At 64.7% G+C, this 24,994-nt stretch carries 15 protein-coding genes; 7 read left to right on the top strand and 8 right to left on the bottom strand.

The features are described from left to right. Positions 1-55: 55 nt before the first annotated feature. Together ACYOEI_RS11990 and rsmH are read right to left on the bottom strand one after the other, a co-directional pair. The gene (locus tag ACYOEI_RS11990) at positions 56-2,284 is read right to left on the bottom strand and encodes a LysM peptidoglycan-binding domain-containing protein (protein ID WP_462849760.1); all 2,229 of its coding nucleotides are present in this window, start codon (positions 2,282-2,284) and stop codon (positions 56-58) included. Continuing rightward, positions 2,281-3,231 (bottom strand): 16S rRNA (cytosine(1402)-N(4))-methyltransferase RsmH, encoded by a 951-nt coding sequence (gene rsmH / locus ACYOEI_RS11995; RefSeq protein WP_462849761.1) that lies wholly within the window; start codon positions 3,229-3,231, stop codon positions 2,281-2,283. The genes ACYOEI_RS11990 and rsmH overlap by 4 nt, the downstream gene beginning before the upstream one ends. Before the next feature lie 466 nt (positions 3,232-3,697). Here rsmH and ACYOEI_RS12000 point away from each other — a divergent pair, with 466 nt between their 5' ends. Together ACYOEI_RS12000 and ACYOEI_RS12005 are read left to right on the top strand one after the other, a co-directional pair. After that, positions 3,698-5,044 carry a tetratricopeptide repeat protein gene (locus ACYOEI_RS12000; RefSeq protein ID WP_462849762.1) on the top strand — a complete coding sequence of 449 codons (1,347 nt, stop codon included), beginning with the start codon at positions 3,698-3,700 and terminating at the stop codon, positions 5,042-5,044. A gap of 36 nt (positions 5,045-5,080) precedes the next feature. After that, positions 5,081-6,976, top strand: coding sequence for a glycoside hydrolase family 183 protein (locus tag ACYOEI_RS12005; protein WP_462849763.1), 1,896 nt, complete (start codon positions 5,081-5,083; stop codon positions 6,974-6,976). Positions 6,977-7,039: 63 nt separating this feature from the next. Here the strand turns inward: ACYOEI_RS12005 and ACYOEI_RS12010 are convergent, their stop codons facing one another. Both ACYOEI_RS12010 and ACYOEI_RS12015 read right to left on the bottom strand, forming a co-directional pair. Continuing rightward, on the bottom strand, positions 7,040-7,507 hold the full coding sequence (locus tag ACYOEI_RS12010; RefSeq protein ID WP_462849764.1) for a hypothetical protein: 468 nt from the start codon (positions 7,505-7,507) through the stop codon (positions 7,040-7,042). Positions 7,508-7,582: 75 nt separating this feature from the next. Continuing rightward, positions 7,583-8,341, bottom strand: coding sequence for a cupin domain-containing protein (locus tag ACYOEI_RS12015; RefSeq protein ID WP_462849765.1), 759 nt, complete (start codon positions 8,339-8,341; stop codon positions 7,583-7,585). A 277-nt stretch (positions 8,342-8,618) separates the two neighbouring features. Here ACYOEI_RS12015 and ACYOEI_RS12020 point away from each other — a divergent pair, with 277 nt between their 5' ends. Continuing rightward, the gene (locus ACYOEI_RS12020) at positions 8,619-11,033 is read left to right on the top strand and encodes a serine/threonine-protein kinase (RefSeq protein WP_462849766.1); all 2,415 of its coding nucleotides are present in this window, start codon (positions 8,619-8,621) and stop codon (positions 11,031-11,033) included. Positions 11,034-11,052: 19 nt separating this feature from the next. On the opposite strand, the gene queA is transcribed toward ACYOEI_RS12020, so the two are convergent. Continuing rightward, positions 11,053-12,081 (bottom strand): tRNA preQ1(34) S-adenosylmethionine ribosyltransferase-isomerase QueA, encoded by a 1,029-nt coding sequence (queA, locus tag ACYOEI_RS12025; RefSeq protein WP_462849767.1) that lies wholly within the window; start codon positions 12,079-12,081, stop codon positions 11,053-11,055. 213 nt (positions 12,082-12,294) lie between these two features. Between queA and ACYOEI_RS12030 the strand changes: the two genes are divergently transcribed. Together ACYOEI_RS12030 and ACYOEI_RS12035 are read left to right on the top strand one after the other, a co-directional pair. Further along, a complete protein-coding gene (locus ACYOEI_RS12030; protein ID WP_462849768.1) occupies positions 12,295-13,473 on the top strand; it encodes a glycosyltransferase in 1,179 nt (392 codons plus the stop codon). Between the two features lie 307 nt (positions 13,474-13,780). Beyond that, the gene (locus tag ACYOEI_RS12035) at positions 13,781-15,031 is read left to right on the top strand and encodes an alpha/beta fold hydrolase (RefSeq protein WP_462849769.1); all 1,251 of its coding nucleotides are present in this window, start codon (positions 13,781-13,783) and stop codon (positions 15,029-15,031) included. Here the strand turns inward: ACYOEI_RS12035 and ACYOEI_RS12040 are convergent. Beyond that, positions 14,979-15,617: a phosphoesterase gene (locus tag ACYOEI_RS12040; protein WP_462849770.1), complete on the bottom strand. Its 639-nt coding sequence runs from the start codon at positions 15,615-15,617 to the stop codon at positions 14,979-14,981. The two genes, ACYOEI_RS12035 and ACYOEI_RS12040, sit on opposite strands and share 53 nt — an antisense overlap. A 558-nt stretch (positions 15,618-16,175) precedes the next feature. Between ACYOEI_RS12040 and ACYOEI_RS12045 the strand changes: the two genes are divergently transcribed. Beyond that, positions 16,176-17,534, top strand: coding sequence for a Gfo/Idh/MocA family protein (locus ACYOEI_RS12045; RefSeq protein WP_462849771.1), 1,359 nt, complete (start codon positions 16,176-16,178; stop codon positions 17,532-17,534). A gap of 301 nt (positions 17,535-17,835) precedes the next feature. Here ACYOEI_RS12045 and ACYOEI_RS12050 read toward each other — a convergent pair whose 3' ends face one another. Beyond that, on the bottom strand, positions 17,836-20,505 hold the full coding sequence (locus tag ACYOEI_RS12050; RefSeq protein ID WP_462849772.1) for a proton/sodium-translocating pyrophosphatase: 2,670 nt from the start codon (positions 20,503-20,505) through the stop codon (positions 17,836-17,838). Between the two features lie 763 nt (positions 20,506-21,268). Between ACYOEI_RS12050 and ACYOEI_RS12055 the strand changes: the two genes are divergently transcribed. Then, on the top strand, positions 21,269-23,857 hold the full coding sequence (locus ACYOEI_RS12055) for a protein-disulfide reductase DsbD family protein (RefSeq protein ID WP_462849773.1): 2,589 nt from the start codon (positions 21,269-21,271) through the stop codon (positions 23,855-23,857). A gap of 100 nt (positions 23,858-23,957) precedes the next feature. Here ACYOEI_RS12055 and ACYOEI_RS12060 read toward each other — a convergent pair whose 3' ends face one another. Further along, positions 23,958-24,959 carry a hydroxyacid dehydrogenase gene (locus tag ACYOEI_RS12060; RefSeq protein WP_462849774.1) on the bottom strand — a complete coding sequence of 334 codons (1,002 nt, stop codon included), beginning with the start codon at positions 24,957-24,959 and terminating at the stop codon, positions 23,958-23,960. Positions 24,960-24,994: the final 35 nt, after the last annotated feature.

The raw sequence follows: 24,994 nt of genomic DNA on the forward strand, positions 1-24,994 counted from the left end.
GGCAAGAGTGCCCCACCTGCCGGGGGAGTGTTCGGCCTGCCTCAATGATGACGCATTAACGGCGACGCTGTGCGACTTTTGCGTCTTCGGGGAGCTCGAGGATCTGGCCGGCAGCGATGACGTCGTGTTCATCGAGGACGCTGCTGTTCAACTCGAGGATTTCCTTGTAACGACTGGGGCTGCCCAGGACGTCGCGGGCGATGCTCCGAGCGGTCTCGTTGGGGCGGACCTTGTAGACCTTGCGCGGAGAGCGATCAGCCGAATCGTCCGAGGGGTCTCCGTTTCGGAGCGAGTTCCCGGACGAGCCTTCGTCGGCCGTATCGGCGATGGGGAGCGTGAGCTCGACGTTCCGGACGCTGGCTTGTGTGCGACCGTTCTTGGAGACCGGTCGGGCCGTACGATGTACCGAGGTCGAAGCCGTGGCCCGAGGGCTCCGGGCGGGCTCGATGAGGCCCCGGTCGAGCGACTCGGGAGGAGGAATACGGACGGTCATGCCGACCGCGAGTTTCTCCGGCGCCGAGACGAGCTGGTTGTTCGCCTTCCAGAGAGCCTTGTAATAGCGCCCCGAGCCGTAATAGTCTTTCGAGATCGTCCAGAAGTTCTCGCCGCTGACGACGACGTGGGGCTCGGATTCGACTTGTGGCTCGCTCACCTTCTGGCCGGGACTCGGCATGTCGGTGATATCCGACGCGGATGAGTCGCTGACGACTTGATCATCGTCGGGGAACTTCCCTCGACCCAGGTTTGGGAGTGCGATGAGGCCCATCGCGGCGGCCGTTGTCGTGGAGGCTCGGGTGACCTCGGCCCCGGAGGAGGGCGGAATCTCGACGGGTGAAGGCGTCGGTGTCAAATTGAGATCTTCCGCCTTGGGAGCGGCCGGTTCGCTCGGGGCGCTGGCGTTGGGCAGATCCACCAGGCCGCCCGGTTCGGGTTGGGGCTGTGCTGGTCCTGGAGAGGCCGGAGAGGCCGTCGGTGCGGCCGGTGCCGGTGCCGGGTCGTGTGCCGCTCCCTGGGGATTGCCGGGCTGAGGTGCGTCCGTCGGGGCGCCGACGGGGGCGGAGGTCGCACCTGCCTCGAGCGCACCGGCGGCTCCTGCACTGGCCGCCGCTGCTGCTGTTGTCGCCGCGGCCGCCGAAGGTTCGCCGGGTGGAGGAAGATGCGTGGGCACCGGCGTCGTGGAGCCAGGTTCCGGCGTTGTTGCGTTGGCAGGTACGCCAGGCGCCGGTCCCGTGGGCATGGGCATTGGGAGCGTGCCTGCGTCATTCGACGTTGTGGGAGGTGTCCCAGTGTTCGGTTCGGGGGTCGCCGAACTCGGAGCCCCGAGGCCCGGGGTTTCTACGGCTGTCGGGGGCGTGGCGGCCCCTCCGGCGACCGGTGGAAGACCCGCCGCCGCGTTGCCGGGATCGTTGGCAGGTGGAGCCTGAGTCATCGGGTCGGTCGGCGAGGCGGCTGCGCCCGGAGGAGTGGCCTCGGTGTTCGCTGGGAGCGGAGGCTGATTATTCGCCAGACCCGTGATCGTCGACTCGGTTGTGGGAGTCTTTTCGACGGCGGAATGGCCGCCGTCTGCTGGCGTTGGGAGCGGTGGGTTGACCTCGCCCGGAGGGGCCGTTCCACTGCTCATCGGCAATGGGGGATCTCCGAGCGGTTCCCCCTTGGGCTCCGCTGTCGGTGATGCGGCGTCCGAACCGGGCCCGGTGGGTAATGTCGGCAAGGAATTCTGAACGGGTGGGTTCGACGTACTTTCCGGCGCCGGCGCTTCCGCATGGGCCGGGCTGCCGACCTTCATGTCCTCGGGCTTGTCCGTCGAGAGGGCGGGCTTCGACTCGGACGATGGAGCCGGGGTGCTCGTCGACTTCCCCTTCTCCGTGTCGGAAGGGCTTGAGTTCGAGTTCCCCCCCTCGCCCTTGGTCGATTTCGACTCCTTGGAATCCTTGGAAGTGGCCTGAGTCGATTTCGAGGAATCGCCGTTCTTGGCCACCTCCATCAAAGGAAGCTTCTGGCCACGATTCATGATCATGGCCGTCACGAAGATCACGAACGAAAGCATGGCCGCGACACCGAATCGCGTCTCCCGCTTCCATTTGGCCATCGCCGCTGGGCTGAAGTGGGCGAGAGGGAGTCGGTAGCGAGGATGAGGATGCGGCTCGACGTGCTCGCCATCCGCGTGCGCTTCGTGGGGAGGTTCGTGTTCGTGTTCGTGTCCATGCACAGGCTCGGGCGCAAGTGTATATTCTTGCTCGGGGCCGTTCGAGTCCGGGGCGTTGGGATGTGGGGGAATCGTCATGATTCGAAGGTCCTCTTCGCTCGGAGACCCGACGGCGTCGTGGGCCCTGCCTGGTTCGGACATCGCTCAGCGACCCTCATTTTCGCGCTCCGCGCCCTGGGGTTTTCGGCCGCTTCCTGGGCCGATGCGACGATGGGTTTCCGGGTCAGGACGTTGAGTCGTTCCTCTTCGCGGAAGGTCCACTTGACCTTCCGATCCTCCAGCGAATGGAAGCTGATGATCGCGGCCCGTCCCCCGGGCCGCAGGCGTTCGGGGATCTGTTCCAGGATCGAGTCGAGTCGATCGAGCTCCTCATTGACCTTGATCCGGAGCGCCTGGAAGACGCGGGTGGCGGGGTCGATCGGCCCCCACTTCCCCGGGATACTCCGTCGAACGAGCTCAGCGAGCCGTCCCGTCGTCGTGATCGGCTCAAGCCGCCTTGCCTCGACCAGCCGTCTGGCGATCCTCCGGCTGTAGCGCTCTTCGCCGTACTCAAAGAACAACCGGGCCAGGTCCGACTCATCCAGCGAATTCACCAGGTCGGCCGCCGTCACCTCCGCCTCGGGGTCGTAACGCATGTCGAGCGGGCCGTCGACCGAGAAACTGAAGCCGCGATGTCTCCAGGCGAGTTGGTCGGACGACAGGCCGAGGTCGAGAAGGATCCCGTCGACGGCGTCGATCCCCAACTCCACCAACACTTCGGATAGATCACTATACGGGGCATGGACCAGGGTGACGGGCAGTCCTCGGGTCGTGGTCTCCGCCATCGCAAGCATCTCTGGGTCGCGGTCGAGGCCGATGACCCGTCCCGACGGCCCGACGATTCGGGCCAGGGCCGAGGTATGCCCCCCGGCGCCGGCCGTCCCATCGACGAGGACGCTCCCTTCTTTGGGAGCGAGCCACGAGACGACCTCGTCCAGCAAGACGGGCCGATGAATCGGAGTCGACGACGGAAGCTCGGAAGACACGGCCGGCTCGGTTCGATAAGACGTGCGCGTTGCGATCGGCCGGAGTGACGCGATCCGTGTCCGCGAATCTACCGGCGCCGGAATTCCTGTCAAGACCGTCCGACGGGCCGCACGACGTGCGATTCGTCGAGATTCCGGCATTCATCGGGATCCGAACAGATCCCAACCCTATCGAAAGCATCGGTCACCGATCGGCCTGTACTTCAGTCGATCTACGAGTGGCAACGCAATCGCCGACGACCGATTTCGCGTCCCACTCGTTTGAATTCGCCGCTGTCGTCTTGAATCGCGCAGGAGGATCGATTCCAGTAGGACTTCTCCCGAGCTTCAGCCCTCGAGGGGGTGGACCGGGAGGTTTTCGAAGCCCGGGCGAGGCCGCCTTTCCACTCATTCGGGGATTCCGAGGGCCGTCGGGTTGTCGAGGGCGGCCTTTCGTCCCCACTCCCGCACATTCGGTTGGTGAGCGATGCCTACGAGCGGTCGCTGGACCCGTCTTGCCTGGGCGTTGGGTGCCTTGTCCGTTCTCGCGGCCGCGGGAATTTGGGTCTACAGGCAAACGACTCCCGAAGCGGGCTTCGAAGTCCGCCGGGCCATGGCCTCGGGCCGGTTCAAAGACGCCGAGTCGCCTCTCAATCAATGGATCCAGGCACGCCCTTCCTCGTCCGAAGCCTTCTATTACAAGGGACGAGTGGCCATCGCCCTGGGCGATGTGACCGAAGCGACCGCGAGCCTGAAGAAGGCGGCGGAGCTCGGCGCTTCCAGGTCTCAACTCCTCTTCCTTCGGGCCCTCATCGCGGCGAAGCTCGGGCGCAACGCCGAGGCGGAGCCGGACCTCAGCCGAGCGTTTATCGAAGCCCAAACGCCCGACCCGCAGCTCGACGAGGCCCTGGCGAGGATCTACCTCGAAACGTATGACTTTCCCAGAGCCTCGACGGTCCTCGACCGTTGGACCCGCGACTTCCCCGACGACGCCAGGCCGTTCTTCTGGCGGGCGGAGATCGACCGGCGCTCCTCCGCCGACCCGTCCGTGACCATGAACGACTACCGCGAGGTCCTGAAGCGCGACCCCAGCCACGCCAAGGCTCGTCTCGGCCTGGCCGATGAACTACGAAAGGCCCACCAGAACGCCGACGCCGCGGTCGAGTACGAGGCGTACCTCTCCCGAAAACCGGACGACCCCCTGGCAATACTCGGCGCCGGGCAGAACCTGTTGGAGAAGGGGGACGAGGCCGAGGCGCTCCGCCTCCTCGAGCGTGCGTCGACGCTTGCTCCCAAGAATCCGGCGGTCCTCTATGAGCTCGCCGAAGTGAACTCGCGTCGGGGCGATTTCGCGGCGGCCCTCGAACTCCTCGACCGTGCTTTCGAGCAGAACCCCTACGAGGTCGCCATTCGCCATCGCCGAGGCTTGGTGTTGGTGAGACTCGGCCGACTCGACGAAGCCAAGCGGGAGCAAGCCGCCGCCTCGAAGCTCAGGGCCGAGCTCGCCGTGCTCAACCGGGCGAGGGAACGACTGCTCAAGGATCCTCACGACCGTCGCTCGCAGCTCGAACTCTCCCAGTGGATGTTCACCCATGGCCAGGAGCTCGAGGGGGCCCGTTGGGCCGAGCGACTCCTCAAGGAAAAGCCGGGCGATGCCGAGGCGAGCCGGCTCCTGGCCGACTACAACGAGACGCGCGGAAACCACGGATTGGCCAACTACTACCGGCTCCACGCCTCCACCGACGACGGAAAAGGGAACCACCCATCGTCTCGGCCGAGTCCGAACCCCGCCACAAATCCCAAGGCGAACGGGCCCCTGCAACGGAGCCCGTAATGCCCGACCTTCGCACCAAGAATCGGGGAACCTCGAATGTCGGCGAACATCCTCCTCTTGGCCGGCCTGCTGGCCCTCGGACCCTCGTCCTATTTCACCATCGAAGTCGTCGACGACCAGACCGGGAGGGGCGTGCCGCTCGTCGAGCTTCGGACGGTCCACGGGCTCTCCCTCGTCACCGACAGCCATGGGCTCGCGGCGTTCCACGAGCCAGGGCTGATGGGGCAGGACGTTTTCTTTCATGTTCGCAGCCACGGATACGAATTCGCCAAGGATGGATTCGGCTACCGAGGCAAGGCCCTTCGCGTGATCGAAGGGGGCTCGGCGCGGTTGCCCATCCATCGGATCAATGTGACCGAACGCCTCTACCGGGTGACGGGAGCGGGGATCTATCGCGATAGTGTGCTCCTGGGCCGACCCACACCCTTACGCAAGCCGTTGCTCAACGGCCAGGTCCTCGGGTCCGATAGCGTCGTCAGCGTCGACTATCGGGGGAAGCTCCGCTGGTTCTGGGGTGACACGAACCGGTCGAAATATCCCCTCGGGCTCTTCCAGGTCCCCGGCGCGACGTCGCTCTTGCCGGGAAAAGGGGGGCTCGACCCCTCGGACGGAGTCGACCTCGACTACTTCGTCGGGAAAGACGGGTTCGTCAGGGCCATGGCGCAAATGCCGGGCGACGGCCCGACGTGGATCGACTCCCTCGTCGTGCTCAAGGACTCGTCGGGCGAAGACCGGATGTTCGCGGCCTACGTCAAGATTCGAAAAATGCTCGAGGTCTACGAACGAGGGCTCGTCTCCTGGGACGACGCCAATGACCGGTTCGAGAAGCTCGTGGCGTTCCCCGGCCTTCCGCACGTCTATCCCGGCGGACATCCCTTCGTCCACAAGGTGGATGGCACGGAATATCTTTACTTCCCCATGCCCTATCCCCTGACTCGCGTCCGCGCCGACCTCGAGTCGTTCCGGGACCTGGCCCGTTATGAATGTTTCACCTGCCTGACTCCGGGGAGCACCGTCGAGAACGCCCGGGTCGAGCGGGCCGGGGACGGGCTGCCCCGCTACGGTTGGAAACGCGGGGCCCTGGCCATCGCCCCGGGCGACCAGTCCAAGCTCCTCAAGCGAGGCGAACTCAAACCCGAAGATGCCCTCATCCATCTCCAGGACGCGGAGACTGGGAAGACGGTCCTCGCGCACGGATCCTCGGTCGACTGGAACGAGTACCGGAAGCGCTGGGTGATGATCACCGTCGAGTCGTTCGGTTCCTCGATGCTGGGCGAGGTTTGGTTCGCCGAGGCCGACACCCCGCTCGGCCCCTGGGTTTACGCCAGGAAGGTGGCGACCCACGAGAAATACAGCTTCTACAACCCGAAGCAGCATCCTGCGTTCGCCCAGGACGGCGGCCGCACGATCTATTTCGAGGGGACCTATACCCAGACGTTCTCGGGTAATACCGAGTCGACGCCGCTCTACGAATATAACCAGGTCATGTATCGACTCGACCTGGGCGACGAACGGGTGAACATGCCGGTCCCCGTGTATCGTCGGGACGATCCTGGAAAGGGAAAGGGATTCGCGACGGGCCGAGGGGCCGATGTCCCCGCCTCATCGGCTCGCGTGGCGTTCTTCGCCCTCGATCACCCTTCGAGCCGAAGTGTTCCCTTGGGCTTCAAAGACGACCCCAAGGGAGGCCGAAGGCTCGTGATCCTCGATCGGGCGGCCCCCGAGGCGAGTCGGGCTGCGTTCCACGCCTTGCCCGCCGAACTCGACGATCCGCCGGCAACGACCGCCCTGCTCTTCGAGTACGTCGCGAAGGACGGTATGAGTCTTTACTCGCTCGATCCGGAGCTTGCGGACCCTTCCCTACAACGTTCGGTCCGACCCGTTTGCCGCGTCTGGAAGGATCCGCTCCGGTTCGCGTTGCCGCCTGGCTGAGCGGGGCCTGGGGCGATCCTGGTCCTCACGGTTTCCCGCCTCGACCGCAGGTTGTCCGGCGAATCACTTGTCCTGGTCGGCGATCAGGAATAACTGGAGGTTGACGATCAACCAGCGGTCGCCCTGCTTGGCGCGGACCTGGACGAACGGGAACGACCCTCCTTTTGCGACGTCGGGCGTGAAGGACCCGTGGATGACGAGCACATCCGACGCGATGAAGTGAGCATATTCGACGGTGTTGCGGGACGTGCTCCCCGAAGCCCGATCCTTGTAGAGGTCGCGGTAGAACTGTTCGATCGCCGTTCGGCCGCGGGTGTCCGAGGGTTTGTAGGAACCCGTGTCCCGATCCTTGCTGACCAGGGTGAGCTCGGCGTCCTCGGCGTAGTTGGCGGCCATGGCCGCGGCGTCTCGGGTGTCGAACTGGGTGGCCCCTTTGGTCAGGAGGTCGTGGGCGAGGCTCCTGGCCACTTCGTCGGACGAGGGGGCTTTCGCCGACAGCAGCATCAGGGAGAGGATCACGAGGCGAATCATGGATGAGTCTCCTTGTGGTAGCCCGGTCCTGAAGGACCGGGCTCAGGTTGATGCTTCCGAGGCTCGGCTTCGCGATTACCCGTACAACTGATTGACCCGCCCGTACGAGATCTTGGGGGCCTTGTACAACCCGCCGGCCAGCTTTTCGCCGAGGGGATCGACGTAGACTCGCCCGGGCTTCTTGGGGTTCTCGGGGTTCGTCTCCATCACGTGGATGTTAAAAATGAAGGCGTGCTCGCTCTCGGCCATGAACCAGTGGACGTTGTCCTTATGGTCCGAGATCGTCGAGGACTCGCCCCGTGCGAACGAGCGGTCGAGCGTCGGCCTGACGATGTAATGGTCGTCGTGATCTTCGATCCGGTCGTAGTGTCGGCCTCGGAGCGTCCCGTTCAGGATGAGGAACCCGGTGGCCATGTTGTCGTGCCCGTGCGGGACGACCGACCGCCCTTTGGTCATCGCGAAGATCTGCCCGCCGAAGACCAGCTTGGTCGACAGGCCCGAGATGTTCTTGAAGTCGACCGGGAGGCTGCGCGCCCCGACCGCCGGGAATTTCACGCCCGCGGCGATCCGGTCGAAGTCGAGCGTCTTCAGGAGCGCGGGGAGCTCGACCCGACGGTACAGGTCCTCGAGCGACTTCTGGAACTCGACGTCCTTGACCTTGTGATCGTGGACGTCTCGAGAGATCGTCTCGAGTTCCTTGAACCACTCGTCGAGGATCGGCCGGACGTCGGCGCCGAAGAGGTGTCGGGCCGCCAGCCCGTCGATCAGGGCCAGGGCGGTCAGCGATTGAATCGTTTGGCGCGCGAACTCGCGGCGAGACTCGTTCGTCGGCATTACGCGGCTCCGATCCGAATGGAAGGACGCGACCCGATCGGACACAAGAAGGGGGAGCGTCGTCGAGTTTAGTCCGAGGTCTGCTCGACCGCCAGACCCCTGCCTTTGGGCCCCGGCTCCATTAGGTCTCGGTGTGGGGCATGAAACAACCCGAATAAAATGTTGATCCCGTATTGTATCCGCGTTGTGCTCGGCCGTTTCGCGACTTAGGATGAATAAGGCGAGGACGAGCTTCTGGCATTTTGGTGGCTTCGGCCGCCCTCGGGAGAGTCCTGCGGTGATCGGCACGACCCTCAACCAGCGTTTTTCGGTCGAGAGAGAATTGGGTCGAGGCGGGATGGGGGCCGTCTATCGGGCCTCCGACACGATCCTCCAACGCTCCGTGGCCATCAAGGTGCTCAAGGACGGGGGCGATCCCGAAGTCAGCAAGAGAATTCGCCTCGAAGCCCAGATCCTCGCCAGGCTCCTCCACGACAACGTCGTCCGGCTCTACGACTTCGGCGAGGCCCAAGGGACCTGCTTCCTCGTCATGGAGGAAGTGGATGGGTCGAGCTACCTGAAGCGCTGGCGAGAGCTCATCTTCGCCGACCGGCTCAGGGTGGTCGCCCAGGTGGCCGAGGCGCTCGACTACGCCCACCGCCAAGGGGTCATCCATCGCGACGTGAAGCCGGCGAACGTCCTGATGACGTCCCAGGATCAACCCAAGCTCTCCGACTTCGGCCTCTCGACGACGCTCGAGGACGTGGACGAGACCAGGACGATCCGAGGGACGCCGCAGTATATGAGCCCCGAGCAGGCGCAGGGGAAACGGCTCGACCACCGGACCGACCTCTACTCGCTCGGCGTGATGCTTTACGAGAGCGCCTCGGGCACGGTCCCGTTCGCGGGCAAGTCGCTTGCTGTCATGTCGCAACACATGAACAGCGAGCCCGAACCCCCTCGCGCCCGCAACTCGGAAATCTCGAAGGGGCTCGAGGCGCTGATCCTCCAGCTATTGGCCAAGGAACCCGACCGTCGCCCGAGCTCGGGGGCCCAGGTCGCGGCCGCGATCCGGGCTGAGATCGAACGTGCGTCGGCCGAGCGGAGCACGTCGAATACCCAGGTGATCAGCGGAGAAATCGACTCGAGCACGGCGACCGAGGCCATGACGGCCAACAACCCGAGCGCCCCCGCGATCAACTCTCCGGGTGTCACGACCCAGTACACGTCCTCCGCGTCGGCGGCCGCGGTGCTGCCCCCGGCCTCCGCCGCTCTCGCTGCCAAGCCCCAGGGCCTGCTCCCGAACTTGCTGGACGTCGTCCAGGCCGATCCGTTGATCCTCAGCCCCGACGAACGGTTCCTTTGCGGGCACTACCTGGCGTATCTGCTGGGAGGATCGCGTCGGCGTGGGATCTTCCTGCGGCGACCGCTCGACCCTCGCAACGCCGACCGGGCCCGACTGCTCCTGGCGATGACCTCGATCATGATCGCCGACGGCTCGGACGAGTCGATTGCCCGAGGGGCCGAGCTGCTCGATAGCAAAATCGATGTCCGGCCCATGCTGAGCCCGATGGTCGTCGCCAAATACCTGGTGAATCGAGACTCCGTCGCCAAGCGGAAGCGGTTTCGCAAGGCGCGTACGAAGCTGCTCGAAGCGAGCGCCCATGCCCAGAAGGCGATGCTCGACGGCAAAGGGGTGCTGAACCCCGGGCTGATGCCCTCGAAGCTCGACGACCTCCGGAAGCTCGCCCCCGAACGAGTCGAGGTCGACGACGAACTCGTCATGCGCTGGAACCGGCTCGCCGAGATCTGGCGCACGAACCACGAATTCCGCAACGCGGTGCTGATGTACGCGACGCGCTTCGCGGCGAGCAACCCGGCGAGCTATGAGCTCTGGCCCGAGGTCGTTTATCCCTTGATCGAGCGGGCTCGTTGGCAGCGTCGCCTGCGGACCAGGACCGAGGCCCTCTGGGATAACGTGTGCGACCGGGTGCTTCGCATCCCCGACGCCGGCGTCCGGCTCGATCGGGCGATCCGGGTCTCGGTCCCCACCCAGGTGATCGCGCACCTCGACATCTCGCTCGAGGCTTTCGACGATAATCCGCTCCTCGACGATGACCCAGCGACCGCCGATTCGCGAAGCCAGATCGATCGCCTTACGATCGGCGCCGGGCAAAGCGTCGCCATCCTCCAGGAACTCGCGGATGGCCCCGCCCTCGACGAGCCGGACCTGATCTATCTCGCGGATCCCAATCCTTATCGATTCACCCTGGGGGACCTCCGATCCCTCTGGGATGAGTCGATCGCCGCGATGCGTTCGCGCGAGCCGAAGAGCGGCCATCGCCTCGTCCCCGTCGGCCCGTACCGGCTCGTCGTCATCCCGTCGATCCGAGGCCGATCCGCCGGACAGGTCGCGATCCAGGGGATGCCGAACAAGCAGATCGAGATGCTCACCCCCTCGATCCGACTCGGGAGCTCCGGATCCAAGCCGTTCATTGCGGCCTGGGTCTACGAAGACAACAGCATGGTGATTGCCTACCTCGACTTCAAAGGATCGGAAAGCTACATCCACTGGCACGCGGCGACGGCCCAGCAAACGAACTTCACCGACCCCGGCTCGTTGAACCACCTTCTGTTCAGCCTGGGTATGGAAGTCCCCGACCAGCTTGACCGCGTCCTGACCAAGCGGTTCCGGCCCCAGAATCCTGTCTGATCTACCGGGAGCTTCGGGGTCAGAGGATCAGCATCGCGTCTCCGTAGCTATAGAAACGATACTTCTCGCGGATCGCCTCGGCATAGGCGTCGCGAATCAACTCGAATCCGGCCAGGGCGCTCACGAGGACGAGAAGGCTGCTCCTGGGCAGGTGGAAATTGGTGATGAGCCCGTCGACGGCCCGGAACGTGTGCCCGGGCTTGAGATAGAGGGCGGTCTCGCCCGTGAAGGGCTGGATCGTGCCCGATTGGGCGGCCGTCTCGAGCAGTCGAGCCGAGGTCGTACCGACGGCGATGACCCGTCCGCCTCGAGATTTGCACGCTCTTAAGGCTTCTGCGGTGGGCTCGGTCAGCTCGGCCCATTCGGCATGGAGCGTATGCTCCTCGATCCGCTCCGCGTCGATCGGCCGGAAAGTCCCGAGTCCCACGTGCAAGGTCGCATCCCGGACCCCGACCCCTCGGGTCTTCAAGGCCGCAAAGACCTCGTCCGTGAAATGCAGACCGGCCGTCGGAGCGGCGACTGCGCCCGGCACCTGCGCGTACAGGGTCTGGTAGCGGAGCCGGTCGCCCGGCCCTTCTTTCCCCTTCCGGATATACGGAGGGAGGGGGACCTGGCCGTGCTCCTCGAGCAACGATTCGACGGTGCCCGAGCCTTCGGGGCGGACGATCCAACGACCGGCGTCCCCCTTCGCCTCGAGCACGAGGCGCAGGCCGTTGCCGACCCGGACGCACTCGCCGACGACGGGACGTCCCCGGGTCGTCGCCAGGATCTCCCAGGTCTCTCCGGGGAGGGCACGCAGGAACAACCCCTCCCACTTCCCCCCCGTCGCTTCTCGGTGGCCGAGCAGACGCGCGGGGACGACTCGCGTGTTGTTCCGGACGAGGGTGTCGCCCGATCGCAAGTATTCCGGGAGCTCCGCAAAGGTCCTGTGCTCCCAGCGCCCTTCCGCACGCCGAATAACCATCAGTCGGGAACGGTCCCTCGGCTCGGCCGGGTGCAACGCGATCAGCTCATCCGGCAAGTCGAAGTCAAACGCCGAGGTCTCCAAGTCCCGTCTCCCTCCAAAGTCATTCGACTAAAAGACAACTGATTTTATTTTATGAGCGTACGAAAATGATGAGGATTTTCGCATCTCATGGGGCTCGGTGCTGGCCGACTCCCGTGTCCAAACGCGGCCACCTCGGATAAACTTCCTTGCCCGGTACCTGTCACTCCTGAGGAACGGCCGAGAAGCAACCGACCCGAGGATTCTACCCGAAACGTGCAAAGTCTCGCGAAGCGTCTCGCGACCGCCACCCGACGTCCCTGGCCCGACCGGCCTGTGCCGATCGGCCTCGTCATCACCGACCTTGACGTTGGCGGTGCCGAGCGCGCATTGGTCGCCCTGGCCACTCGGCTCGATCGCCGACGTTGGGATCCCACAGTCATCGCGCTCGGAGACGAAGGGGCGTTGGTCGCCCCGCTCAGGCAGGCGGGGATCGAAACCCTGGCGCTCGACGTCGCCAAGCGCCGACCACTCCAGGCTGTAGGGCAACTCGCGAAGACGTTGCGATGTCGAAGGCCGCAACTCGTCCAGAGCTTCCTCTTCCACGCGAATGTCGCCAGCCGACTGGCCGCCCCGCTTGCGGGAAGCCCCTGGGTCGTCGGTGGCCTGCGAGTCGCCGAACGCCAGAAACGCTGGCACGTAACGCTCGACCGGCGCACGGCTTCCCTCTCCGTGGGCTCGGTATGCGTGTCCGAGGGGGTCCGTCGGTTCAACGTCTCGGCGGGCATCAACCCCGACCGTCTCACCGTCATCCCCAACGGGATCGATCCTCTCCGCTTCGACGATGTTAGGAAGGTCTCGAGGTCGGAGATCGGTGTTCCCGACGAGGCCCAACTGGTGGTCTATGTCGGCCGGCTTGACGTCCAGAAGGGGATCCCGTTCCTCCTTGACGCCGCCGAACGGGTGGCGGCGACACGTCCGCGCTGGCACCTGGCCATGATTGGTGACGGCCCTGAGCGAGCGAGCCTTCGGGAGAGGACGGACTCGAGTTTTCTCCTTTCGAGTCGAGTGCATTGGCTCGGGAGGCGGGACGATATTCCGTCCGTCCTCAAGGCCGCAGATCTCCTCGTCCTCCCATCGCTCTGGGAAGGGATGCCTAACGTCGTCCTCGAAGCGATGGCTGCGCGGAGGGCCGTCGTGGCGACCTCGGTCGAGGGTACGGACGAATTGGTCATCCACGGACAGACCGGTTGGCTCGTGCCGCCGAAGGATGCCGAGGCCCTGGCCGAGTCCCTCGAAGACGCGGCCGATCATCCCGAGCTCACTCAACGATTTGGCGAATCGGGTCGAGAGCGGATCGAAGGCGCATTTTCCATCGAGAGCGCCGTCAAGGCTTACGAGCGACTTTGGGCCGGTATCCTCGGGTACGACGAGGAGGCGGAAAAGACCACCTAGCTTGTGTGGGCCGAGTTATATTCCTCGGACTGTCTCGTTGCTCTGTCTTTCGTCGGTACGCCTCGCCGTCCTGAGTCATCGTGTCAGGTTGAAGCGAATCACGCTAAGAAGCCGAAATTCCTAGAGAGACGGCTCGAAGGCTCGAGCCTCGCATTCCCGAATTCGTGGCACATGGTTAGACTCTGACCCTCGTTGGGTCGGGAACGCCCGGTTTAAGACCTTGTCAGTACGGGTCGTTGGGACGACGAGTGTCGCGATAACTCCGACCATGGTTGGTCGATGATCCTGGGGAAGGATTCCCGGTTTCATGGAAGAAGGCCGTCGACTCTGGGGAGTGACCGCGATCGCCGCGCTGGTCCTGACGCTCGCGCCAGGGTGTGCGACCATGCGCCGGAACACGCCGATGATGGACCTCAGGCCTTGCACGGAAGGGTTTGCTTATACCAAAGATGGCTGGAAGCTCGGGATGCGCCACATCCGCCCCGCCGTCCCCGACCCCAATAAGCTACCCGTGGTCCTCTGCCACGGCCTGGGCCTTAACGCCACCTTCTGGACGATCACCGACAACCATCTCCCCAGCCAACTCGCGGCGAAAGGTTATGACGTCTTCCTCGTCGATCTCCGCGGCTCGGGCGAGAGTGCCCAGGTGGGCGTGATAGGCCGGCTCAACGAGAAGCTCCGGCAAACGCCGCTTCTCGAGTGGGGCGAGAAGCACTGGAACGTCGACCAGATGAGTTTCTACGACGTCCCCGCGATCCTCGACTACGTGAAGGCCGCGACGGGACAGGACCGGGTCAACTGGGTGGGGCACAGCCTGGGCGGGATGCTGATGTTCCCGTACCTGGAAATGGGGCCCGAGCCCTGGCGGATCGCGAACTTCATCGGGATGGGAAGCACCGTCATCCTCGCGAATGCCCCCGCGAAGGACATGCTCCGGGCGAATCGAGGGCTTCGCATCTTGAGCTCGGTCTTGAGCACAGGGAGGATCGGCCGACCGCTCATGGTCGCGCGGTTCCCCGGCCTCGAGCGGATCGACCAGTTCTATTACACGTCGAAGAACGTCGATAAGCGGACCATTCAGCGCTTCTACGGCTACACGCTCGAGGACGCCGGTCGAGGCGCCCTCCGCCAACTTGACCCGTATCTCGAGCATGGCCATTACGTCTCGGCCGACGGTTCGGTCGACTACTCGGCCAGGCTCGGCGAGGTCACGACGCCGAGCCTGCTCGTCGGCGCGGACGGAGACTGCATGTCCGACATCCCCTCGACCGAGCTCACCTTTGCCGCCCTGGGAAGCCCGGACAAGGGCCTGATGCGTTTCGGGCTCCACAACGGCAACGTCGCCGATTACGGCCACTGCGACCTCGTCTGGAGCCGGTACGCACCGAAGGAAATCTTCCCTCCGATGATCGAGTGGCTCGACCGCCGGCAACCCGGAAAGGCGGCACCGGCGGCGTCCGAGCAACGTGAACCGGTCCCGTTGGGGCCGGCCGAAACCTTGCCGGCTATGCCGCTCCCGATTGATGCGCCGGAGGTCCTGTCAGCAGGAACGCCTTGAGACAGATCTGGGACCAGGTCTCGAATCGATCCTGCACGCCTTCGAGCTCGGCGAGCGGCACGAAACCGGCCTCGGCCAGGCCCTCTTCGCGAGGGGCGACGTCGGGCCGCTCCAGTTCATAGAGGTGGACGACGCCGAGATGGACCTGACCGACCGCGGTCGAGTCGTCGTTGATCAGGCCCATGCGTCGAATCCGACCGTCGCTCCCCACCGCGACCTCTTCCTCGAGCTCCCGTCCCAGGGCCATCTCGTAGGCCTCGAGTGTGGCCCGCCCTTCGGCATCCTCCTCGGCCACGTGTCCCCCGACTCCGAGCGAGCGGAGTCGGTGGAGTCGTGACTCGCCTTGCGATTTGCCCCGCGTGTAGCAGAAGACCGAATCGCCACTCCGGAACACGACGTAGGGAATGATCTGCTTGAGCGAAGGGTCGTCTTCGACCTCGGAACGAGGCCGGAAGTGAGCAAACTCGGGAATCAGCAGGGCGTTCAAGTAGCGATCGACATCGCCGGAGAACCCCTGGAACCGGCCGAGTCGATCGAACTCGGCGCCGGGGACGACCAGGACTCGCTCGTCGCGTGATGGGCTCACGATCAGACCTCTCGTTCCTCGGACCTCGTGCGGAGAGGGCCCGGTTCATTCGGGAAACCCCGGGCCCGAGGCTCCGTCGCTTCCCGCCCGGTCCTTTCCTTCAGAGACACTCCAACGAGTCTTCTATCGGACGAATCCCACCTCGACCGCGAGGCCGGCGTGTCAGGCGTACCTGGGCACGCTCAGCCCTTGATAACTCGAGAAACCTTGGCAATCCTTGGGATTCGCCCGACTCTCCTGGGTGAGACGAGTGCTCGGTGCGGGTGGATTCACGCGACCGGGTGTTCGGGACGTGCAAGCGAAGTTCCTGGTGGCTCGCAACGCCTTGGCACATGCCAAGTCCCGAGCGAGGAACCTCGGCGATGCGATGCCGTTAACGAGAGAGTACCGCTTTCGTGACGATCCGACCTTCCGACAGATTCGGGCCTTGAGATCGTCTGGAAGTCTGGACCCGAGGATCGTTTCTCCTGGCTCGGGGCAATCAATCGCCCCGAGTGTGGGAGGAGACGTTCGTCCGCCAAAGCTTCCGGGCTCGGGGCCGTAACAGGAGTCCGTTAAATGGGACGACATGCGAACCGTCGCGATTTCCTCCGGCAGACCTCGGCGGGAGGCCTGGGCCTCTGGGCCGGTGCGGGGCTGGGGACCACCTGGGGAGCCTCGCCCAACGAGAAACTGAACATCGCGATTGTCGGGGCCGGCGGGATGGGCCGCAGCCATGTCGAAGACGCTGAGGTCATGAAGGAGAATGTCGTCGCCCTCTGCGACATCGACGAGAACAACCTCGCGGGTGCGGCGAAGATCCATACCAAGGCGGCGCTCTACAACGATTTCCGCAAGATGCTCGACGTCGTCAAGAACGTCGACGCCGTCATCTGTGCGACCCCCGACCACACCCACGCCGTGGTCACGGCGATGGCGCTGAGAATGGGGAAACATGTCTACACGCAAAAGCCTTTGACCCATACCGTCTACGAGGCCCACGTCATCTCCGAGCTGGCCGCGAAAAACCCCAAGCTCGCGACCCAGATGGGCAATCAGGGGCACTCGAACGAGGGGGCACGCCAGGTCGTCGAGCTCGTCCGTGCGGGGGTGGTCGGCCCGATTCGTGAAGTCCACGCCTGGACCGACCGACCGATCTGGCCGCAGTCGATCGACCGTCCCAAGGACACCCCCGAGGTCCCCAAGCGAATCCACTGGGACCTCTGGATCGGGCCGGCTCCCGAACGCCCCTACAATCCCGCCTATCACCCGTTCGCCTGGCGAGGCTGGTGGGATTTCGGCACGGGCGCCCTGGGCGACATGGCCTGCCACGTCGCCGACACCGCGTTCTGGGCGCTCGACCTCCGACATCCCACGAGCATCGAAGCCCGCGCCGAGGGCGTGAAGCCCGAGACCGCGCCGAAATGGAGCGTCATCACCTACGAGTTCCCCGCCCGGGGCGAGAAGCCTCCCGTCAAGTTCACCTGGTACGACGGCGGGAAGAAGCCTTCCAAGGAGTACCTCAAGGGGCTCACGCTCTCGAAGGCCGAGCGCGACAAGGGGAAGACCGAGCCCGAGTACGACGCGAACGGCTCCTTGCTCGTCGGCGAGAAGGGCGTCATCTACCTGGACGATGCCTACGGGGCCCGGTACAAGCTCCTCCCCGAAAAGGATTTCGAGGGCTTCGTGCCCCCTCCGAAAACGCTGACCCGTTCGCTCGGCCACATGAAGGACTGGATCGACGCGGCCAAGAACGGCACCCAGGCCTGCTCGAACTTCGACTATGCCTCGGCCCTGACCGGGATGGTCCTGCTCGGCAACCTGGCCCTCCGCGCCGGCAAGAAGCTCGACTGGGACGCCGCGAATATGCGTGCGACGAACGCCCCCGAAGTCGATGAGTTCATCCGGCCCGAGTACCGCAAGGGCTGGACGCTTTGATCGTCGGTCCAAACACTCGACACCCGGTCATTTCTGTAAACCGGGTGTCGATCGCGAGGCCGGTTCGATCGGCGAACATTCAACGGGCCTCGTTTTGATACAAGCCCGAAGCGCAAGCGAGCGAATCTCTCGATCATGGATCAAGGGAGATTCGCTCGCTTGCGCTTCGGGCTTGTGAGCAGTCGTACGGGGAGCCGAGTGAGACCCGTTTGGCGGGCGTCGGCGTCGTCCTGGGCTCAAAACCCCGGCTTTGAAGAAAAAGCCGGGGTTTGAAGAGATCGGCGGAATCAAGACTCGAGAGTCAATGGCCGACGGCCTGAAGGCTGCTATCCGTGGCCTTCTCGCCGGCGAGCTCGGCCTCCATCTCGCGAAATTCCTTGGACTCGGTCCTGCTCCGCCAGACGGACCAGACGACGGCGGCGATTCCGACGAGGCCGCCCAGGTAGAGGATCCAGGCGTGGCCACTCCTGTTGGCGGCCATGATCGGGGCGATCGCGAGCAGTGCAACCATGTTCATGACCTTGATCAGGGGGTTCAACGCGGGGCCCGCGGTGTCCTTGAGCGGGTCGCCGACGGTGTCGCCGGTCACGCTCGCCTTGTGGGCCTCGGACCCCTTGCCGCCGTAGTATCCGTCCTCGATCAGCTTCTTGGCGTTGTCCCAGGCGCCACCGGCATTGGCCATGAACACGGCGAGGAACTGGCCGACGACGATCATCCCCGCGAGGTAGCCGCCCAGGGCGTTCGGCCCGAGATAGATTCCCACCAAGATCGGCATCAGGATGGCAATCAGGCCGGGGCCGATGAGCTCGCGCTGGGCGGCGATGGTGCAGATGTTGACGACCCGGCCGTAGTCGGGGGTCTTGGTTCCTTCCCAGATCTCGGGATCACGGAACTGGGCCCGACACTCCTTGACGATCAGGAACGCGGCGCGGCCGACGGCCCGGATCAGCATCGAGCTGAACAGGAAGGGGATCGCTCCGCCGATCAACAGGCCGACGAACACGTCGGGCTGGGCCACCGAGAGCTTGCCGGCGACGTCGAGGTATTGCGCCGTGGTGAGCTTGTCGATGTTCGCCTCGCTCCCGACCGCGATCACGGCGATGAAGCTGGAGAACAAGCTGAGCTTGGCGATCACCGCCGAGCCGATCGCGATCCCCTTGGTCTCGGCCTTCGTCGTGTTGCCGACGGCGTCGAGGTCGGCGAGGATTTGTCGAGCACGTTTGTAGTTCTCCTCGCCCATCTCCTCGCGGTCATAGCCCATCTCGCCGATGCCGTTGGCGTTGTCGGCGACCGGGCCGAACACGTCCATGCTGATCGTGTTCCCGGTCAGCGTGAGCATTCCGATGCCGCACATCGCCACCCCGTACGCGACGAAGATGGGGCTCGCCCCGGCGTAGATGACGACCGAGAGCATGATGGCCACGGCGATCACCGCGACCGAGACGACCGTCGACTCATATCCGACCGCGAACCCCTGGATGATGTTGGTCGCGTGCCCGGTCGTGCAGGCCTTGGCCAGCGACCGAACCGGCTCGTAGTTGGTATGCGTGTAGTAGCTCGTCACCTTGTTGATGACGATCGCGAGGATGATCCCGACCAAGCAAGCCCAGGCCGGCCTCAGGTCGAGCCAGTCCGTGCCGAACCCGGCCCAGGTCGGCATGCCCGACTCGAAGTACGGCTGCGTATAGTTCCTGATGAAACCGCCGAGTTGCTCGGTGAAGGCATCGGGATTGTCGGCCTTCAACTTCGAGTGGTCGAACTCGAACGCATCGCGCGCCTGCTGGAACGCGGGGGCGATCGGGTTGCTCCCGAGGGCCTGGGGATAGTCGGCGTAGTACGTCTTGGGATCGAAGTGGAGGTATCCGAAGCCCAGGAACAGGATCCCGATCACGCTGATGATCGAGCCGAGGATGAAGCCGCGGTGGACCGAATGGAGCGCCTCGTCGCTGGTGCTCTCCGGCCCGGCCTTGACGGTGTACGTGCTGATCAGCGAGCCGAGCACGCCGATCGCCCGGACGAGCAGCGGGAAGATGACCCCCTTGTGCCCGTAGCTGGCGAGCCCGAGGATCATGGCCGCGACGATCGTGACCTCGTAGGACTCGAAGATGTCCGCCGCCATCCCCGCGCAGTCGCCGACGTTATCGCCGACGTTGTCGGCGATCGTCGCGGCATTCCTCGGGTCGTCCTCGGGGATTCCCGCCTCGACCTTCCCGACGAGGTCGGCGCCCACGTCGGCCGCCTTGGTGTAGATGCCGCCGCCAACCCTCATGAAGAGCGCCAGGAGCGTGCCGCCGAACCCGAAGCCGAGCAGGACTTCGTAAGCATTGACCCCGTAGGCCATGAAGATGACCGTGCCGCCGAGGAGCCCCAACCCGTCGGTGAGCATCCCCGTAATCGTGCCCGTGCGATAGCCGAGTTGGAGCGCCGAGCCGTAACTCGTGCGGGCCGCCGCGGCGACTCGAAGGTTCCCGCGGACGGCGAGTCCCATCCCCACGTAACCGACGATCCACGAGAACCCCGCGCCGACGAGGAACGCCAGGGCCCGGCCGAGGCTGACGTGGCTCTCGCCCTCCCCGGTGCTCGCAAAATAGAGGATGACCGTGATCAGGAAGACGAGCGAGACGATCGCCTTCGTCTGCCTTCGCATGTAGGCGTTGGCGCCAAGCCGGATCGCCTCGGCGATCGTCCGCATCTTCTCGGTCCCCTGGTCGGCCCCGAGCACTTGCCCGACCAACATCATCGCGTAGACCAGGCCTGCGACAGCCACACCGAGCACGACCCAGAGCGCGATCTTTTCGACGCTGGCGTACTGCGGGTCGTGCATGAAACTAAAGTATTGGAAGGCCTTCACCGCGGCCTTGGCCTGCGCAGGGGGAGGGGCTGAGTTCGCGTCCTGGGCCTGGAGTCCGTTCGGGAGCCACAGGCTCAGCAGGATGACCGCCGCGAACGGGGATGCGTATCGGATTCGCATGAGATCCACCTTCGCTAATCCTTCGGGTGCCTCGGAAAATCGGGGGGAACGCCCGTACTCCGACCGTGACCTCGCCGTCACGCCGGATCATCGATGTCACAGAGACCGTTGTCGTCCTCGACGGAACACCCTCGATCGGGCCGCGGAGTCGGGCCCTTGATCCTTTGGATTAGACACCACCTCGGCGTCGTCGGGAAGTGAGTAGGACGGAAACCTCTGACGTTTCCGAAGGCTTTTCGGTGCGTCTGTGGCGTCGATTCACCCAACGGGTCGGCTCCAAAGAACATATTGAGGGCGAGGATCGCCCGATCCGAAAACGTGCCGATCTGGCATCCATCCGGAGGAGAAATTATTCGGGGCCATCCGCATTCTCGGAGAATCGCGCGTCGGGTGATGGCCCGGATTCCACACGTCCTCCTCGTTTCGCGTGTTCGCGACGACGATAGGAGGGTCGACACAGGGCGTCTTGCCGCCTTCCGAAATCGCGAATTCGCGGCCTCCGAATCGACTCGACTGCCAATGACTTTGGATCGAAAGAATACGGCCAGTCTCGACGGCCGATGGCTCGTCGGATCTCCTGGCTGAATAAAGGGTTGTCGTTCGATCTTGACGACCATCGACGCGGCTTGCCGAAGGGCAATCGGGCGACGGTGCGGCTTGTCGCGTGGACGGGGTCGGATTACGATAATCTCAATTCGACCTCGAGAAGCCGACGCAGTGGTCGCGACGGCTTGCGGGCCTCGGAGCACGGGACTCGACGCCAATGCTCAGGAATTCCTTACGACGTCTGGTCGGTGCGATTTCCGTAACGGCCGCGATGGCCGCCCTCGGCCTGATCGCTTCGAACGTCTCGGTTTCGCCGGCACTTGCCGCCGACGCCCCGCAGGCCAAGGCCAAGCCCGCCAAGCCGGATAGCAGCCTTCGCATCCGCCCGAAGGAGGCCAAACTCACCGGCTCGGTCAAGCCGGCGAAGGTCAAGCCGGGGGATACGCTCACGTTCTCCGTGGAAGCGAAGTTGGAACCGGGCTGGCATATCTACAAGTTTGACAAGGTGCCGTTCGGCAATGGGCCGAGGAACACGACCTTCGACCTTTTCGACGCGGGAGGGCTCGAGACGAAGGGGAGCTGGACGTCCTCCAAGGAGCCCATCAGCAAGGCCGAGCCCGCCTTCGCCAACCAGGTCCTGGAGTTCTTCGAGGACGAAGTGACCTGGTCGATCACCCTGGTCGTCCCGAAGGACGCCAAGCCGGGCAAGCGGTCCATCCGCTGCCAGGCGGGGTACCAGATCTGCGACCCGAACAGTTGCAAGATCCCCGGACAGTGGACCCTCCCGAACGTCGAGGTGACCGTGGAACCCGGTGACGAAGGGGCTGCGGCCCCGGTTGCACCGGCCCCGTCCGAGGCCGTGGCGGCTCTTCCGGGCCAGGGCGAAGGGACTTCGGCGGCGACCAATCCCCCGGCGTTCGCGAGCGCCGCCGATTCGGCCTCGAACCCGCCGGCCTTCGCAGGCCCAGCCCCAACGCCTGCCCCTGCCCCTTCCTCGGTTGCAGTGGTGGCATCGCCTTCGTCCGAATCACCCGTCGCCGAGACTCGGAAACCCGCACCGGCACTTGCGACCGCGACCACCCCTGAAAACGTCGAAAAGTCCTCGAGCGTTGAAGTCCCACCCTCGCCGACTCCGGCCGCTCCCTCGACCGCCTCGGCCACGAGCCCGGCGACTCCGGCCGCGTCGGCCCCTGAGGTCACGGCCGTTGCGGAACCAACGAGGAGCATGGAGGCCGTCATTGCCACCGCCCCGGCGCCTGCCCCTGCCGTTCAGGTCCCGAGCAGCGAGCTCGAAGAACACGCGGAGAAAGGGTTCCTGTCGTTCCTGCTGTTCTCGGCCCTGGGTGGTCTCTACGCCCTGGCCATGCCTTGCGTCTGGCCGATGGTGCCGATCACGGTGAACTTCTTCGTCAAGCAAGGTCAGAAGAATAAGGGGAAGACGACCGGCCTGGCCATCGCCTACTGCCTCGCGATCATCGGCGTCTTCACCGCGTTCGGCGTCCTGGTTTCCTTCTTCTTCTCCTCGAAGGCCCTCCAGACTCTGGCCAACAATCCCTGGCTCAACACGGGTGTGGCGTTCCTCTTCCTGGCGTTCGGATTGAGCTTGCTCGGACTGTTCGAAATCCGCCTGCCCAACGTCCTCCTGAACGCCTCGGCAAAGGGCGAGAGCCGAGGCGGGTTGGTCGGCGTTATGTTCATGGCCTTGACGTTGACGATTACGTCGTTCACTTGCACGTTCCCGGTCGTCGGTACCCTGGTCGTCATGGCCTCGAAGGGGCAGTTCTTCTACCCGATCGTCGGGCTGGCGACATTCTCGGCGGTGATGGCCCTCCCCTTCTTCGTGCTCGCGCTCGCCCCGGGTCTGCTGTCCAAAATGCCGAAGAGCGGCGACTGGATGAACTCGGTCAAGGTCGTCGGCGGCCTCGTCGAGATCGGTGCGGCCTTGAAGTTCATCAACACGGCGGAAATCGGCTTCGGTGCCGTGCCCGAGGATGCGTGGTTCGACGCCCCGCTCGTCCTCTCGATCTGGGTCGCCCTGGCGGCCGTCTGCGGCGTCTACCTGCTTGGGCTCTTCCGGACCGATCACGACCATGATGAGGTCAAGATCGGGCCCGGGCGACTCCTGATCGGCTCGCTCTTCATCGGCCTCGCGCTCTTCTTCTTGCCCGCGCTGTTCGGCCACCCGCCCAAGAGCCCGCTCTGGAATATGGTGGTCGGCATCTTCCCGGCCGACGTGGGGGACTTCGAGACCAAGACGCAAGCCGTCGCCATCCAAGGGGCCGCCGCCCCCGAGGGTGGGGAACAGGTCGCGACTTCGACCGAGCCCGAGAAGGCCGAACGCGAGCAGAAGAATCTGCACGGAGTGCTCTGGGGGATGAGCTTCGACGCGGCCCGCGAGCGTTCCAAGGCCGAGGGGAGGCCCGTCCTGATCGATTTCACGGGCGTGAACTGCATGAATTGTCGGACGATGGAGGAAGGGGTCATGCCCCGTCCCGAAGTCGTCAAATTGCTCTCGCAGTTCGTGACCGTGCAGCTCTACACCGACTTCGTCCCCATCAAGTCGATCATCCCCGACCAACGTTTTGCGCTCGCCGAGAAGAACCAGGACCGGATCCTCGAGCTCGCGCAGGAGGCGACGAATCCGTTCTACGTGGTCCTCGGCCCGGAAGGTCAGGTCCTCAAGAAACGGGGTGGCCTGATCCCCGCGGCCGAATTCGTGGCCTTCCTCGAAGACGCCTTGAAGCGTTATTCCCAGGCCAAGGCACAGCCGGAAGGAAAGGTCGCTTTGGCATCGCCCGTTCGCTGAACGGTCGTCCCCAAGACGAGGCCACCGGAAATGCTCGAGGCACCGCACTCCTGCTCATGAAGTGGGAGTGCGGTGCCTCGTTGCTTGTGAACTCTAGGGTTCAGGCCTTGCCCAGCTTTCGGCGATTGGCGAGGACCAGGGCCGGGTCATTCACGGGGTTCAAGGGGACTTCACCCCGGAGGACGCCGAGGACATCCTGGGCGATCCCTGTCGCCATGTTGGTCAAGCCCTCGACCGTCTGGGCGGCGCTGTGGGGGGTGAGCATGACGTCGGGCCGGCCGATGAGCGGATGGTCTTTTGGGGGCGGCTCGACTTCGAAGACGTCTCCGGCGTATCCCCAGATCTGATTGGCGTCGAGGGCCGCCGCGACGTCCGACTCGACTACGACCGGTCCCCGGCAGGTGTTGATCAAGATCGCGTCGGGCCTCATCTTGCGCAGGGCCTCGGCGTCGATCATCCCTCGCGTCGTCTTGTCGAGGGGGACGTGGAGCGTGACATACTCGGACTGGCGGAGCAACTCGTCGAGACCGACTCGGGTCGCCCCCGCGCGGGCCTCAACCTCGGGAGGGGCCGCGACGATGTCGTGGTAGAGCACCTGCATCCCGAAGGCGGCCTTGGCGACCTCGCCGACTCGACGGCCGATCCGCCCGAACCCGACGATCCCCAAGGACCGGCCGAACAGGTCTCGTCCCGTGATCTTGGTCCGGAAATGGTAGTTCCCCGCGGCCAGCTCCGAGGACATCCGGGGGAAGTGCTTCGAGAGGCCAATCATAAACGCGAACGCATGTTCGCAAACGCTTTCGGTATTGGCCCCGGGCGTGTACACGACCTGGATCCCTCGCTCGGTCGCCGCCTCGATGTCGATCTGGTCGTAACCGACGCCGTGGCGGCCGACGACCTTGAGCTGGTCGCCCTTGTCGAGCAAGGCCGCGTCGACCACGCCGCCCGTCCGGATGATCAAGGCATCGGCGCCGACGACTTCGCGTTGCAGGGTCGCCGGGTCGGTCCCCGAGGCCATCCGCAACTCGGCCGAGTCGTGGAGCAGTTGCATGCCGGAGTCGTGCATCGTGGTCAACGACAGGATGATCGGCCGTCGGGACATGGGGTCCATTCGCCTCGCTGGAACGTGTCGGGATA

It is taken from the genome of Singulisphaera rosea (assembly GCF_054877945.1).

What these genes read in the sequence shown, in the direction of transcription:
- ACYOEI_RS12055 (WP_462849773.1), top strand. Translation starts at nt 21,269, where the DNA reads ATGCTCAGGAATTCCTTACGACGTCTGGTCGGTGCGATTTCCGTAACG.
- ACYOEI_RS12060 (WP_462849774.1), bottom strand. Translation starts at nt 24,959, where the DNA reads ATGTCCCGACGGCCGATCATCCTGTCGTTGACCACGATGCACGACTCC.
- ACYOEI_RS12045 (WP_462849771.1), top strand. Translation starts at nt 16,176, where the DNA reads ATGGGACGACATGCGAACCGTCGCGATTTCCTCCGGCAGACCTCGGCG.
- ACYOEI_RS12035 (WP_462849769.1), top strand. Translation starts at nt 13,781, where the DNA reads ATGGAAGAAGGCCGTCGACTCTGGGGAGTGACCGCGATCGCCGCGCTG.
- ACYOEI_RS12000 (WP_462849762.1), top strand. Translation starts at nt 3,698, where the DNA reads ATGCCTACGAGCGGTCGCTGGACCCGTCTTGCCTGGGCGTTGGGTGCC.
- ACYOEI_RS11990 (WP_462849760.1), bottom strand. Translation starts at nt 2,284, where the DNA reads ATGACGATTCCCCCACATCCCAACGCCCCGGACTCGAACGGCCCCGAG.
- ACYOEI_RS12010 (WP_462849764.1), bottom strand. Translation starts at nt 7,507, where the DNA reads ATGATTCGCCTCGTGATCCTCTCCCTGATGCTGCTGTCGGCGAAAGCC.
- ACYOEI_RS12005 (WP_462849763.1), top strand. Translation starts at nt 5,081, where the DNA reads ATGTCGGCGAACATCCTCCTCTTGGCCGGCCTGCTGGCCCTCGGACCC.
- ACYOEI_RS12050 (WP_462849772.1), bottom strand. Translation starts at nt 20,505, where the DNA reads ATGCGAATCCGATACGCATCCCCGTTCGCGGCGGTCATCCTGCTGAGC.
- ACYOEI_RS12015 (WP_462849765.1), bottom strand. Translation starts at nt 8,341, where the DNA reads ATGCCGACGAACGAGTCTCGCCGCGAGTTCGCGCGCCAAACGATTCAA.